Annotated in this window: 14 protein-coding genes and 1 pseudogene; 14 read left to right on the top strand and 1 reads right to left on the bottom strand. The window is 34.6% G+C overall.

Annotated elements, in window-relative coordinates:
- Nucleotides 1–64 precede the first annotated feature (64 nt).
- The 14 genes and pseudogenes from QJV49_RS08515 to dhaQ all read left to right on the top strand — a co-directional run bounded on the left by QJV49_RS08515 (nt 65) and on the right by dhaQ (nt 11,938).
- Nucleotides 65–697, top strand: coding sequence for a GyrI-like domain-containing protein (locus QJV49_RS08515; RefSeq protein ID WP_225513047.1), 633 nt, complete (start codon nt 65–67; stop codon nt 695–697).
- Nucleotides 698–710: 13 nt separating this feature from the next.
- Nucleotides 711–1,370: a uracil-DNA glycosylase gene (locus QJV49_RS08520; protein WP_225513046.1), complete on the top strand. Its 660-nt coding sequence runs from the start codon at nt 711–713 to the stop codon at nt 1,368–1,370.
- Between the two features lie 437 nt (nt 1,371–1,807).
- Nucleotides 1,808–1,984 carry a 30S ribosomal protein S21 gene (gene rpsU / locus QJV49_RS08525; protein ID WP_003129844.1) on the top strand — a complete coding sequence of 59 codons (177 nt, stop codon included), beginning with the start codon at nt 1,808–1,810 and terminating at the stop codon, nt 1,982–1,984.
- 208 nt (nt 1,985–2,192) lie between these two features.
- Nucleotides 2,193–4,556, top strand: a complete 2,364-nt coding sequence (locus QJV49_RS08530) for a cell wall anchor protein (protein ID WP_281449128.1) — start codon at nt 2,193–2,195, stop codon at nt 4,554–4,556.
- Nucleotides 4,543–5,103 (top strand): hypothetical protein, encoded by a 561-nt coding sequence (locus QJV49_RS08535; RefSeq protein ID WP_058212104.1) that lies wholly within the window; start codon nt 4,543–4,545, stop codon nt 5,101–5,103. Before QJV49_RS08530 ends, QJV49_RS08535 begins: the two co-directional genes overlap by 14 nt.
- Nucleotides 5,104–5,117: 14 nt before the next feature.
- Nucleotides 5,118–5,534 (top strand): hypothetical protein, encoded by a 417-nt coding sequence (locus QJV49_RS08540; RefSeq protein WP_225513200.1) that lies wholly within the window; start codon nt 5,118–5,120, stop codon nt 5,532–5,534.
- A 42-nt stretch (nt 5,535–5,576) separates the two neighbouring features.
- Nucleotides 5,577–6,077 (top strand): hypothetical protein, encoded by a 501-nt coding sequence (locus QJV49_RS08545; RefSeq protein ID WP_225513198.1) that lies wholly within the window; start codon nt 5,577–5,579, stop codon nt 6,075–6,077.
- A 178-nt stretch (nt 6,078–6,255) separates the two neighbouring features.
- Nucleotides 6,256–6,912 (top strand): annotated as a pseudogene (locus QJV49_RS08550) (cell wall anchor protein); the annotation flags it as partial.
- 11 nt (nt 6,913–6,923) lie between these two features.
- On the top strand, nt 6,924–7,523 hold the full coding sequence (locus QJV49_RS08555; protein ID WP_225513194.1) for a hypothetical protein: 600 nt from the start codon (nt 6,924–6,926) through the stop codon (nt 7,521–7,523).
- A gap of 20 nt (nt 7,524–7,543) precedes the next feature.
- Nucleotides 7,544–8,143 carry a hypothetical protein gene (locus tag QJV49_RS08560; protein WP_281449129.1) on the top strand — a complete coding sequence of 200 codons (600 nt, stop codon included), beginning with the start codon at nt 7,544–7,546 and terminating at the stop codon, nt 8,141–8,143.
- Nucleotides 8,140–8,589, top strand: a complete 450-nt coding sequence (locus QJV49_RS08565; protein ID WP_225512264.1) for a hypothetical protein — start codon at nt 8,140–8,142, stop codon at nt 8,587–8,589. Before QJV49_RS08560 ends, QJV49_RS08565 begins: the two co-directional genes overlap by 4 nt.
- Nucleotides 8,590–8,677: 88 nt before the next feature.
- On the top strand, nt 8,678–9,490 hold the full coding sequence (locus tag QJV49_RS08570; protein WP_225512265.1) for an HAD family hydrolase: 813 nt from the start codon (nt 8,678–8,680) through the stop codon (nt 9,488–9,490).
- 188 nt (nt 9,491–9,678) lie between these two features.
- A complete protein-coding gene (locus QJV49_RS08575) occupies nt 9,679–10,875 on the top strand; it encodes a phosphoglycerate kinase (RefSeq protein WP_012897069.1) in 1,197 nt (398 codons plus the stop codon).
- 76 nt (nt 10,876–10,951) lie between these two features.
- Nucleotides 10,952–11,938, top strand: a complete 987-nt coding sequence (dhaQ, locus tag QJV49_RS08580) for a DhaKLM operon coactivator DhaQ (RefSeq protein WP_225512266.1) — start codon at nt 10,952–10,954, stop codon at nt 11,936–11,938.
- On the opposite strand, the gene dhaS is transcribed toward dhaQ, so the two are convergent.
- On the bottom strand, nt 11,939–12,481 hold the full coding sequence (gene dhaS / locus QJV49_RS08585) for a dihydroxyacetone kinase transcriptional activator DhaS (protein WP_225512267.1): 543 nt from the start codon (nt 12,479–12,481) through the stop codon (nt 11,939–11,941).
- Nucleotides 12,482–12,565: the final 84 nt, after the last annotated feature.

Genomic DNA, 12,565 nt, shown 5'->3' on the forward strand with positions numbered 1-12,565 from the left:
TGAAAATGAAAAATCTGTCATTAAGGCAGGTTTTTTTTATTTATAAATTTGATATAATAAAAGCATGTCTAGCCCGAAAATTGATTATAAAAAAAGTGATAAAAATTATTATTTACCAAAAGGAATTTCTTTAATTGAGTTGCCTACCCTTAATTATCTGATGATGGATGGCAAAGGAGCACCAACAAGTCCAGCTTTTCAAGAAGCAATTCAATATTTGTATGCAACAGCCTATATGATTTCAATGTCCTATCGAAACCCAGACTTTACAATTGAAAATTTCCAACCTTTTGTCGTTCCACCTCTTGAAGGTTTATGGACCAGTAAAAATGAACCTAGAGCTGGTAAACTAGATAAAAATGACTTTATTTGGCGATTGATGATCAGAATGCCAGATTTTGTGGATTCTGAAATAGTTGAAAAAGCTAAGAAGTTAGTTGAAAGTAAAAAAGGATTTGATTTATCAAAAGTTAAATTTGAAGCTATTCAAGACGGATTATGTCTGCAAACCATTCATTTAGGTTCTTTTGATGATGAAGGAGAAAGCTTTGAAAAACTCTTTGAGTATGCTAAAGAACATAATTTAAAAGCTGTTCACAAAGAATTTCATCATCGAGAAATTTATATCAGTGATTTCAGAAAGACAGCAACAGAAAAATTGAAAACAACGCTCCGAATTTTTGTGGAGAAGTTTTAAAGGAATATGAAAGATGAAAAAAACAGATTGGTCACAGCCTTTACGTAGCCGTTTACCAGAAGATTATTTTCCCAAAATGCTTGAATTTATTAATGAAACCTATCGAGGAGGGAAAATTTATCCAGCAGAAGATCAAATTTTTCGAGCGATTGAGTTGACTCCTTTAGCAGAAACCAAAGTTATTATTGTCGGACAAGACCCTTACCCTCAGCCAGGAAAAGCACAGGGATTGGCTTTTTCTTATCCTGCTACTTTCAAAGTGAATCGTCCAGACTCGATTGTTAATATCCAAAAAGAATTGCGTGGGGAAGGTTTTGAGAAAAAAGATAGTGATTTGACTAATTGGGCGCGTCAAGGTGTCTTACTCTTAAATGCGGTATTAACTGTGCCGGAGTTTGCTTCAAATGCCCATGCAGGAAAAATTTGGGAACCTTTAACAGATGAATTAATTAAGATTGCCTCTGATGATCTACGTCCAAAAGTATTTATTCTTTGGGGGGGATTTGCAAGAAAAAAAGCCAAATTAATTGATGGAAACAAACATCTTATTCTAGAAGCGGCTCATCCTTCTCCTTTATCAGCCAATCGGGGATTTTTTGGCTCTCATCCTTTTTCAAAAGCCAATGATTTTCTGGTTGAATCTGGTCAGACTGCAATTGATTGGAGTAAATAAAAGGAGACTTCAATTTTTCTTTTTTCTGATGCTTCAGTTGTTAGTTACATTGAAAATGTTATTTATCAAAAAGTGGTTTCAAGGGCAACTTTTTCTACAAAGGGTGGAATAAATGATGAAAATTTTGGTAAACTAAATTCGGGGATTTCACGAAGCAAGAGAATTAGTGCTATTTACCATTATTTCTGATTGAATTTAGTACAAATTAAAGTATAGATATGATTAAATAATAGTTGGGTTCATAAAAGCTAACAAAAAGAAATGGCCAAACCGGAAAAATCGATGGCTTATTTGGATAAAAATTAATATTCATCAAGAACGCTTAAATGAGGAAACGATAAAGCTAGTCTAGTTTGACAAGGTCTTTTCCATTTGATATAATAGGAAAGTCGTGTGAAAGACCACGAACTCTCGAGCTGGAAATGGGGTGAAAATCTATGTCAAAAACACTTGTACGCAAAAATGAATCACTTGACGACGCACTCCGTCGCTTCAAACGTTCAGTAACAAAAGCTGGAACTCTTCAAGAGCTCCGCAAACGTGAACACTACGAAAAACCTTCTGTAAAACGTAAACGTAAATCAGAAGCAGCACGTAAACGTAAAAAATACTAATTAGAATTTTTAATCACTGACTTCTGTCAGTGATTTTTTTAGTTTTAAAATAGCAGCCTGCCACTTTTGGTAGGCTTTTTTGTATTCTAAAAGTCTTGTTTTTAAATTAAGTTAAAATAATTACTTTATTTTTACCAAAGCTTCTAATTAAGCGTATAATGTTAAATAATCAGAAAACAAAAAATATTCACTAAAAGGAGGTTTTGCATTGGAAAATCAGAAAAAGCACTTTCAGATGAAGTCATCAAGTAAATTTTGGTTACTTAGCACTGGATTTCTTTTAAGTTTGTTAGTGACTAGTCTGCCTTTAGCAGTAAAAGCTGATGAAAATTTAGCTGATAGCCCACCAAACCAAACTGAAGCTGTCACCGATCCAACTGTAAATTCTTCTCTTGCCGTGTCTGAATCGACAACCGAAGAAGATACAGGAAGTTCACAGGCAGAAATGCAAACTAAAGCGAAAAGCTCACTAGCTTCGCAGGCAAGCACAGCCCCAAGTGCCAGTTCAGATTTATCATCTTCAACCAGTTCGGCTCAGGCTTCAAGTGGAGAAACAAGCTCTAATTCGTTAGGAACTGCAAGTTCGACCAGTTCAGGCTCGGAAACAAACGCCTCGACTTCAAAAGCCCCAAGTGTTCCTCTTGATTCATCAAAAGCAAACGTCACAATTACTTCAAGCCTGTCGACAAGTGGAACAATCATAAATCCTGCTCTCACAAATGGTTCAATTGCCAGCCAAGCCAATGGTCAAGACCCTGTCATAAGCTCGATTTCTGCGACAGGTTCAGTCGCCAATGATATTACGGGTTCGTCCACACTGGATGATGTCAATATTACAATCAAGGCTAACAACCTTGTGCCAAATAACTTTTTAACGCCTGATGGTCTTCACTGGTCAGAAAACACGGAGGTTATTCCAATCAAAGGTCAGGCAACAGGTCAAATCAGTACTGAAAACTTTGGACAAACGGACGGCCCAACCATACCTGCGACCACTTATACTATGAATGCAGGAGATTCTGGACGAATTACTAATGTTGGAAGGACCCTAGCCGGAACGAATCTAGATTTGATCTACAAAGTCATCTCAACAGATGAATCAAGCTGGCAAGCCCCCGCAGAAAGTACGTCTGACTGTCCGATTGGATTGGCTTTTACAGGCGAGCAAAATATCGCTAACTCCGACGGAAACTCGATTGTCTCCCTCTACTACGGGGCAAATAATGTCAACCTCAATTATCAAATCGTCGTACATCATACGAATTTTCAAATCCCTGTCCTCGCCTCATTTATCACAACGGATATTGATATGGCACAAGGAGTCAAGACCAATCTTGCCAACCTTTTAACGGTCATTCCAAAGACCACTAATCTTGCGACCGATTCAAGTGGTGTTATTTATGATACGACAAGCCCTGATACGGATTTGAATGGTCAAGCTAGTCTGCCTTATGGCGGTTATCTGGGTGCCGGTTTCCTGTCAAATTTTGACTATGATTTTTACAGCCCAGCACCTGCTCGTAGTGGAAATTCTTATCAATATTCGCAAGGGGTTCGCTATGACCTCTTTGGTTCAGCGCTTCAAGCACATTTAACGACACAAGTCAGGGATATTGTCTATCTTAACTATTATGATGCGGATGAAAACAATCAGCTTATCGTTCCCCAACATCAATTTATCTGGTTTCCAAATGTTTCTTGGAATGTTCCAGCCAGTAAATTCCCACATTATGCTTATGGACAAGAAAGTCAACACAGAAATGGGAACACAATAATAGTTGGTGATTATTATCACATCCAAAGTACCGTCACTTATGATTACTATGGTATGGACGGGGTTTATCTCGGTCAAGAATCCACCACGGGACTTTATAACAAACCTTATTCGGTCAATGTGCCTTATCAATTTGGCAATTACTATATTGAGGGCAATACGACGCGGTCTGGACTTTATCCGAAAACTGATGAAACGCTAAACGTTTACTACAAATATGTTCCACCGATTGTTTATTACAACACGAGCAATCCTTATGCGACGACTTATTATGCCAATGGCTACGAGTATGTGCCGAATTATATTGCGCCAGTGATTTATTATGCACCAACTTATGATAGTTATGATTCTGGTGGTTATGGTTATTCATCAGGAGGAGGATATAGTAATTCTAGTGCTTACTATCCGACTTATATTCCACAATCTGCTTATTACACCAAAGAAGCTCAACTTGTGGCAGAAGAAAACATTACATACAAAACGACCGAAAAAAGGTCGTCAAGTGTAGAAAATGTCGATGACGGTTATGAATATATACAAAATGGGAAATTGTATGTAAATTGGGGAGCGATTGATACTAAAATTTTGGGAGGACTTTCAGTTAGTCTTGCTTCAATGGGATTTGCGGCAGCAGGAATGAAATTTGATGATGATAATTGGCCTATTACTCCCAAAAATGGTACCAGTCCCGATTGGGGGGAATCAGGAGAGGGACTCGGAGATTTTGGAGAATATGAGGAGGAAGAAAAAGAAGATGACGATTTATATGAAGGAGGTGGAGCTAATGACCCTCAATGATAAATCTGAGAATTTAGATGATATTTTCTTGACCAAAGATAAAAATAAATCTAAAAGAAATAATGAAAAAACGAGCGAAGAAAAAGCCAGAGAAACTGAGCAGATTGTTTCGAGTCTTAAAGAAATGCAAAAGCATGGGAAAGAATGGTATGAAGAACATAAGAATGAGGTTCGTTATGAAAGAAATGGACTTGTCAGCTTTGAAAGTCTTACTAAGCAAAAACCAAGAACTATCAAAAGAGGAAGAAAGTATGAAAGATTAATGGAGGGTATTGATGCTTATCTTACTTCTAAAGAAATAAGTCCGGAAATCAAAAAATTACTTCAAGATACTAAAGACTATTTACTTCAAGGAATCTTTGATGTTTTTGACGCTAAACGTTATCTTACGATTAGTTTTGCTTTACTTATTCAACATGGTAAGCAGTTAAATAGGTCTGAGAAGCAAGTCGTGAAATCATTCAAAAATAGGATATTTATAAAAAATATCGTAACAATCATAATCATCTGTATTGGTACATATTTGATATTTAAATACATAAGATAGAGGAAGAGGATAAAATGTCAAATTCAAAAAAATTTGTATTTCTGGCAAATATTATTAGTAGCCTAATGGCTGTGATAATTGGAGGACCACAGATTTGGGAAAGCATTATTCAGCCTTTTATTGTAACTTTAAATAATCCACAAATAAATTGGAACTATTCTTCAAACATTATTAAATTGATTCTGGTAAACCTTGTATTATTACTCTCATGGCTTATTGGTTGGTTACTTTTTCCAATACTCTCATGGATTGTTTTTTCTAAAATAGATAAAAAATATAAAAAAAAATGGAGAAGAGTTTTGCTTATTGTAGGAGTTCTTAGTCTATTAAGTGCTTTTATTAATATCTATAATATCCCAATTTTTATTTTTAAATTTATAGTGGGAGCGCTCTTGATTTCCAGTTTCTATATAGGAAAGGAAACGTCTTAGTTTAAGTTGATCATTTTTATGGATAAATATTAGGAGGCACCGGTGACCCAGAATAAAGAAAAGATTGATGTTTCTTCTATGAATGATTTTTTAGAAAGAAATAAAAAGTTAGAACAAGAGAAAACAGAAAAGCAAAAGCATTCAAATAAAGTTCTACTATATGCCTTTTCAAATCAGGTAACTTTTGAAAGTTTAACGAAACAAAAACCTAGAAAGATTCATCATGGTAGGGCATTTAAAAAGATGTCTAAACTTATTTCAAGTTCATTGGATTCAGATGATTTATCTGATACGATACGCTTAATTTTGGAAAATACTAAAAAATATATGGACTTGAAGGTATTTGATTTGCAAGATGCTAGGCGTTATCTTCAAGGGGGAATTTGGCAGTATTCTCAATCTGATAAGGACAATGAATTAACAGAACTAGAGAAGAATATATTATCAGAAATGAAAAAAAGTATATTTCTTAGAATACTTATTTATCGGATTGTTATTCTACTATTCATTTGTTCGATAATAATATATTTACTGTGGAGATAGGAGTTGGAGGCACCAAATGACCCCAAATAAAGAATCTGAAAGAAAGCAGATAGACCTAAAAGATGTGAATAAATTTGTTAATGGGCTTAACGATTATCGGGATAACTGGATGACTGAAATTAATGGTAAAGACTATCTAACACCAACACAAAAAATTGAGGGAAATAAAAAAGTAAACAAATACGTCCCACCGATTGTTTATTACAACACGAGCAATCCCTATGCAAGTATTTACTATGCCAATGGTTATGAATATGTGCCAAATTATATTCCACCTGTGGTTTATTATGTGCCAACTTATGATAGTTATGGTTATGGTGGAGTCTACTCTTACTCTGGTGGTTATGGTTATTCATCAGGAGGAGGATATAGTAATTCTAGTGGTGCTTACTATCAGACTTATGTTCCGCAATCTGCTTATTATACGAAAGAAGCTCAGCTTGTTAGTGAAGATAATTATAACGGTGGAGGTAATAGAAATGGTGAAAATTGGTGGGCAGATGAAGGAAGAGACCAAGTTTTTGGTTTGGGAGCAGAAAAATTTGCTCAATGGGGACTTATGATAGGAGAAGAAAGTCCTGTTAGTCCTATTGTTGGACCTGCCATAACTTTTGGTACTGAACTTGCGAAAGGAAAAGGGATAGATGATGCGACAGCTAAATCTTCTGCAGAATTGGGGATAAATTTAGTTGTAGGTGGGATGGCTACACTAGCTATTGCTGGTACTACTGCACTTGCACCTGCAATAGCTATCGGAGTAGCTGCTTTTATTGTAATGCATGGGATATCTATTGGATATGATTATCTTTATGACCACCGCAGGAAACGGAAGTGAGGTGTCGGTAGATGATTATCAATTTTTATACTAATGAAGAATCTTGTTACGGTTTTGAAAATAAAACACAAATGATATTTGTGAGAAAAAATGAAGTCACTAGTGAAGGAAATCAAAAAATGCTGTGGTCAATAATTGGAGGCGGTTCCTTATTGTCACCATTTTTGACAGATTTTTCTTTATACTTGAATCATTTCTCAAATGAAATGAATATTTTATTGTGGCTGTTATTATCTTCCCTAGGGCTTTGCATAATTGCCTTTTTAATATCTTGTGTTTTTATTTTAATAACAGATAGGAAAAATGAAAAGTTATTTAAAGCTAGTGGACAAAATCGTGCCCTATCCCAGAACGAATGGAGGGATATTGAAAAATATGAGAGCTCAAATCGTCTAAGGTTAGCTATGATTTGGGGAGCTATTGTTTTATTTATGTCGATAATTTTGCCATTAGGAAATTTCTATCTTACTCACAATGATGGGTTTATTTTTGCTTTAATACAAACTTTGATTTTTGGTATAACTGTATGTTTCCTTTTGTTTTATATAAATCATAGAGCGACTAAGAATAGAAGAAAAATTTTAAACTTACATAATAGTATGATTACTTAAACAACCATAGAAAGAAAAAGATGAAACAGACATACGCTAATAGAGTTATAGTTGACATCGGAGGAAACGCAGATGAACGATATGGCTATAATTATAAAAATAAAGAACTATTTATAAAGAGTAATAAAAAAATAACAGGGATGGGCATAGTAACTTTTGCAATCTTATCATCAGTTTTTCAGTCTTCCACGGTAAATTTTGTAGAAAGCCATTCTCCCAAGATTTCTCCTGTAAAATGGGCAATTTTGACGACGACTATTTTATTATTTTTATCTTTTGTTATGGCATGGTTGAGCTTATATCTTTCAGAAAAATTTACTAATTATCGAAATTTTGAAAAAGTAGAAGATATAAAAAGACTAGAAAAACTTTATAAAATCAAGGACAAGGTATTTGGAAATATCCTCATAATCTGTGTTTTGATTTTTGGAGGAATAGGTATAACATTAGGTGGAACTTATACTGAGTCAGGAGATATAGAACTTTGGTTAATCTACATTATTGATTTAATGCTTGTCAATATACTTGTCTATATTTACTGGTTTTATATCAGTAGGGCAAGAAAATTTAGAAATCAAGCTATCAAAGAATTAGAAAAGAGAAAGGAGGTTGAAAAATGAAAGATGATATTGATGAAAATAAAGAAAAAGAAGTGATTCAGAAAGCGTATCATTACAATAAATTTCTGGTAATCTGGTTTATAGCTGTGTTCATAATTCTTGTGCTGCGGATTACAAAGATTATAACAAACTCATACTTAGCTTGGGGTTTTGGTTTACTTATCTTGATTTATGCGATTTCCCTTCATGTTCAAAATCATAAATTAAAAATAAAAAGCATTGCTTCGATTTTAGTTTATATTTTCAATATTTTGAGTGGTTTGAGTGCTTTCTTAATTATTTTAGCAAATCAAGCTCATAACCTTTTAGAATTAGAGATAGGCGCGCTGTTAGCATTATTAAATTTTATCTTACAAGTTTTAGCTGCTATTTTTGCACTATTATCAGCGAGAAAATTGCGAAAACTCCATCCTGATATTCTTGATAACAGAAAAAAGAAAATATAATAATTTTTCCCTCTTTATAAATTTCGTCTTTAAAAATTACTTTATCTGTCAGTAAATTTTGTTAAAATAGAGGATAGAGGGGGATAAGATGACTAAGATTAAACATATTTTTTCTGACCTAGACGGGACTTTACTTGATGACCAAGGGAAAATTTCCAAAAAGACTCAAGAAGTGATTGAAAACTCTAATCTTCCGTTTTCTTTGGTTTCAGCAAGAGCGCCTCAAGCGATGGAGAGTCTAATTAATCAATTGAATTTAAAAAGCTCACAAGTTGCATTTAATGGTGGGCTTATTTTTGCTAAAAAAGAAGTCATTAAAGCAAATCCATTGGTTCATGCTAGCGCTCAGAAATTAATTAAGACAATCAAAAAAGATTATCCTGAAATAAATCTATCCCTGTATAGTTTAAGCGATTGGTATGTTGAAAAGATTGATAAAGACATCAAACAAGAAATGCATTTTACTCCACAGGTTCCCAAGTTAGTAGATTTGGAAGCATTGGTAACTGAGCGACCAAGACTAGAAATATTTAAAATTCTTTTGATTACACCAAATGAAAGTAAGTTAGAAGAAATTAAAGAACATTTAGAAAAGCTAAATTTTCCTGATATTATCATTCAAAAAACTTGGGAAACGTATCTTGAGATTACGCATCTTGAAGCACAAAAAGCTAAAGCAGTTCAATTTATTGCTCAAAGAGAACAGTTAGAACAAAGTGAACTTGCAGCATTTGGCGATAATGAAAATGATCTGACTATGTTGAAAGCTGTTGGCCTACCAATTGTTATGGCAAATGCTTCTGATGACTTAAAAAAAATAGGAAAAGTGATTACGAAAAGCAATACAGAAGATGGTGTTGCTTATGGAATTCAAAAATATATTACTGACAGTCCTTTTTAAATTCATTTTTAAAAATAAAAAAACTGTCAGTAAAAATCTTTTAAAAGTAACCCTTTACAAGCTAAAAGTAAAATTCTCAAAGCCAAATTATTCGAATTTGTGATATAATTAACCTATCGATTTGAATTGAATCAGCATGGTGCTTTTTCAATCTCAACAAAAATATCTTATAAGGAGAATTTTTCCAAATGGCAAAATTGACTGTAAAAGACGTTGAACTTAAAGGCAAAAAAGTCCTCGTACGTGTTGACTTTAATGTTCCAATTAAAGATGGTGTAATCACAAATGATAACCGTATCACTGCTGCGCTTCCAACAATTAAATACATCCTTGAACAAGGTGGACGTGCAGTCCTCTTCTCTCACTTGGGACGTGTTAAAGAAGAAGCTGACAAAGCTGGTAAATCACTTGCACCAGTAGCTAAAGCTCTTTCTGAAAAACTTGGTCAAGATGTTGTTTTCCCAGGAACTACTCGTGGAGCAGAACTTGAAGCAGCAATCAACGAACTTAAAGATGGAGAAATCCTTCTCGTTGAAAACACTCGTTTTGAAGATATCGATGGTAAAAAAGAATCTAAAAACGACCCAGAACTTGGTAAATACTGGGCTTCACTTGGTGACGGAATCTTCGTTAATGATGCATTTGGTACAGCTCACCGTGCTCACGCTTCAAACGTTGGTATCTCAGCAAACGTTGATAAAGCCGTTGCTGGTTTCCTTCTTGAAAACGAAATTGCTTATATCCAAGAAGCAGTTGAAGCTCCAGAACGTCCATTCGTAGCCATCCTTGGTGGTTCAAAAGTTTCAGATAAAATCGGTGTTATTGAAAACCTTCTTTCAAAAGCTGATAAAGTTATCATCGGTGGGGGAATGGCTTACACATTCTTGAAAGCCCAAGGTTACGAAATCGGAACTTCACTCGTTGAAGATGACAAACTTGACCTTGCTAAAGAATTGCTTGAAAAAGCAGCTGGAAAATTGATTTTGCCACTTGACCACAAAGTTGCTAACGCATTTGCTGGTTACACAGAAGTTAAAGAAACTGCTGACCAAAATATCCCTGCAGGCTTCATGGGACTTGACGTAGCAAGCAAAACAATTGCAGACTACAACACACAACTTGAAGGCGCTAAAACAGTTGTTTGGAATGGCCCAGTTGGTGTATTTGAAAACCCAGACTTCCAAGCAGGTACTGTTGGATTGATGGAAGCTATCGTTAAACAACCAGGTGTTAAATCAATCATCGGTGGTGGTGACTCAGCAGCAGCAGCAATCAACCTTGGCTATGCAGATAAATTCTCATGGATCTCAACTGGTGGTGGAGCTTCAATGGAACTCCTCGAAGGTAAAGTCCTTCCAGGACTTGCAGCTTTGACTGAAAAATAATCTAAAAGCTAATAAATAAAAAGAGTTTGAGTTTTGAAATCAAGCTCTTTTTATATCTGTGCTATAATTTGGTTATATGAAATTCTATACTTCAACAAAAGAAATTCCAGAAGAGATGTTAAAAGGGATTGATTTGACTTACCCTCAATTGACTTATCTGCCAGAAACTGGGATTCTCTATGATAATACATTTAGTGAAAAAACAGTACCGATTATTTCAGGTGGAGGAAGCGGACATGAACCGGCTCACGTAGGTTATGTTGGGTCTGGAATGCTTGCGGCAGCTGTGACTGGACCTCTATTTACACCACCAAAGTCTAAAAATATTTTAAAAGCCATTCGCCAAGTTGACACAGGCAAAGGTGTTTTTGTGATTATGAAAAATTTCGAAGCTGACTTGAAGGAATTTAATGAGGCAGTCAAAGAAGCGAGAAACGAAGGAATTGATGTAAGATATATTGTCAGTCATGATGACATTTCTGTGAATGCTTATAATTTTCATAAGAGACATCGCGGGGTTGCCGGAACAATTTTGCTTCATAAAATTCTCGGTGCCCTTGCAGAAGAAGGCGGAAGTATTGACGAAATTGAACAATTGGCTTTGTCACTTTCCCCAGAAATTTATACTTTGGGCGTCGCCTTAGCACCCGTTCATTTTCCTCATCAGAGGGCTTCATTTGTTCTAGCTGAAGATGAAGTTTCTTTTGGAATTGGAATACACGGAGAACCCGGTTATCGTGTTGAAAAATTTGAAGGCTCAGAGCGTATTGCCGTAGAGTTAGTAAATAAGTTAAAAGCAGAAATTAACTGGCAAAAAAAAGTAAATAAAAATTATATTTTGCTTGTAAATGGTTTGGGTTCAACAACATTAATGGAACTTTATAGTTTTCAATATGATGTGATGCGCCTTTTAGAACTTGAAGGCTTATCTATTAAGTTTTGCAAAGTTGGAAACCTAATGACAAGTTGTGATATGTCAGGAATATCACTAACCCTTTGTTCTGTCAAAGATACGAAATGGTTGGATTATCTGAATGCTCCAACGGGAGCTTTTGCATGGTAATCAGCTTTCAAAAACTTTAATTTGAGCAAGTAAAAGTTTTACAATCTGAGAATAAAGCTTTTCTAAAGAATGTCCTCTGATGATTGACTCTTTAGTTATTGCACAAATTGCTGCAGCGTTATAACGACATATAAATGATTTTTCTAAGTCTGACCAAAGGTAGTCAGACTTATTTTCTTGGTCAAAAATAACCTTATCAAGCAAGTTTTCCCATTGAATGAGAAAAAAATGCTCAAAATTTTTATCAATAACAAATATTTTTTGATAAAAAATTTGATTTTCATCTAAGTAGCGTAATAAGAGTAAGAGTTCATTTTTCCAGTCATAATAATTCAGATTATCATTGATTAATTCGGCAAAATCATTCTCAAAAATCCAAGATAAAAGCTCTTCTTGGTTCTGAAAATAATTATAAAAAGTTTGCCGTCTAATTTTTGCAGTTTGCATAATATCACTGACAGAAATCTGGTGATAAGCATTGCTTTGCATCAGTTCTTTAAAAGCTTTAGCAATAATTTTTTGGGTAATGATTGATTTTTTCATATTTTAAAAGAAAGCGGACACATTTTGCAATTTGTCCCTTATTTTTGTGTAATTTTTTATTTATACTAAGTATAACATAAGAAA

Origin of the sequence: Lactococcus sp. NH2-7C (genome assembly GCF_029953655.1) — a bacterium.
Taxonomy (GTDB): Bacteria; Bacillota; Bacilli; order Lactobacillales; family Streptococcaceae; genus Lactococcus; species Lactococcus lactis.

Excerpts from the sequence above, each read along its gene's own strand:
- QJV49_RS08515 (WP_225513047.1), top strand. The coding sequence starts at position 65 with ATGTCTAGCCCGAAAATTGATTATAAAAAAAGTGATAAAAATTATTAT.
- dhaQ (WP_225512266.1), top strand. The coding sequence starts at position 10,952 with ATGAAATTCTATACTTCAACAAAAGAAATTCCAGAAGAGATGTTAAAA.
- QJV49_RS08575 (WP_012897069.1), top strand. The coding sequence starts at position 9,679 with ATGGCAAAATTGACTGTAAAAGACGTTGAACTTAAAGGCAAAAAAGTC.
- QJV49_RS08555 (WP_225513194.1), top strand. The coding sequence starts at position 6,924 with ATGATTATCAATTTTTATACTAATGAAGAATCTTGTTACGGTTTTGAA.
- QJV49_RS08570 (WP_225512265.1), top strand. The coding sequence starts at position 8,678 with ATGACTAAGATTAAACATATTTTTTCTGACCTAGACGGGACTTTACTT.
- dhaS (WP_225512267.1), bottom strand. The coding sequence starts at position 12,481 with ATGAAAAAATCAATCATTACCCAAAAAATTATTGCTAAAGCTTTTAAA.
- QJV49_RS08560 (WP_281449129.1), top strand. The coding sequence starts at position 7,544 with ATGAAACAGACATACGCTAATAGAGTTATAGTTGACATCGGAGGAAAC.
- QJV49_RS08535 (WP_058212104.1), top strand. The coding sequence starts at position 4,543 with ATGACCCTCAATGATAAATCTGAGAATTTAGATGATATTTTCTTGACC.
- QJV49_RS08520 (WP_225513046.1), top strand. The coding sequence starts at position 711 with ATGAAAAAAACAGATTGGTCACAGCCTTTACGTAGCCGTTTACCAGAA.
- rpsU (WP_003129844.1), top strand. The coding sequence starts at position 1,808 with ATGTCAAAAACACTTGTACGCAAAAATGAATCACTTGACGACGCACTC.
- QJV49_RS08540 (WP_225513200.1), top strand. The coding sequence starts at position 5,118 with ATGTCAAATTCAAAAAAATTTGTATTTCTGGCAAATATTATTAGTAGC.
- QJV49_RS08565 (WP_225512264.1), top strand. The coding sequence starts at position 8,140 with ATGAAAGATGATATTGATGAAAATAAAGAAAAAGAAGTGATTCAGAAA.